Source organism: Acidovorax sp. SRB_24 (assembly GCF_012931925.1).
In genome coordinates this window covers 1-710 of sequence record NZ_MWOM01000181.1, presented here as the reverse complement: position 1 = coordinate 710, position 710 = coordinate 1, and the positions used below count along the sequence as shown (strand labels likewise).

Below are 710 nucleotides of genomic sequence, written 5' to 3'. Positions count from 1 at the left end.
GGCGGGCAAGATCAACGGCGCCAATGCCGGCGTGACCGCCACGATTCTCTCGGACGCCTCCGGTGAGCGCCTGCTGCTGCGCAGCAAAACCACGGGCGAAGAGGCCGGTTTTCAGCTCAGCGCGAGTGACAGCGATGGCAACGCTGCCGACGCATTGGGCCTGGCGCGTTTGACTGCCGGCTCCACCATCGAATACGGCGCCAACGCCCAGGCCACCGTCAATGGCATTGCAGTGACGTCCGCGACCAACCAGTTTGCCAAAACCGTTGCTGGCGTGACATTCAACGCCGTGCAGGTCACTACTGCGCCCGTGGAAGTGACGGTGGCAAAAGATGACACGGCGATCAAGGCCAATATTGACGAGTTCGTGAAGGCCTACAACATGTTGAACCAGGCGCTGAACAACATCACCAGGTACGACAGGGAAACAAAATCCGCTGGACTGCTGCAAGGTGACTCTACGGCGGTAGGCTTGCAGAACACGTTGCGTGCAGCGCTCCAGTCCCTGGCAAGCGGCACGGGTCCGTTTCGCAGTCTGTCGGACATCGGCATCGTGTCGGCCGGTGGTCCCTCGACCCTCTCCCCCACTGGCGATCTGGAGGTGAACACAACCAAGCTGAACAAGGCGCTTGAAAATCCCGACGCAATCAAGGCGATGTTTCGCGGCCCGGAGGGGGGCACGTCAAACGATGGTGTGGCGGAAAAGATCA

General features: G+C 60.8%; 1 protein-coding gene. It reads left to right on the top strand.

The genetic code is table 11. The features are described 5' to 3' along the window. A partial coding sequence (fliD, locus tag B2J89_RS23355) for a flagellar filament capping protein FliD (RefSeq protein WP_169170833.1) occupies window positions 1-710 on the top strand: 710 nt, incomplete at both ends.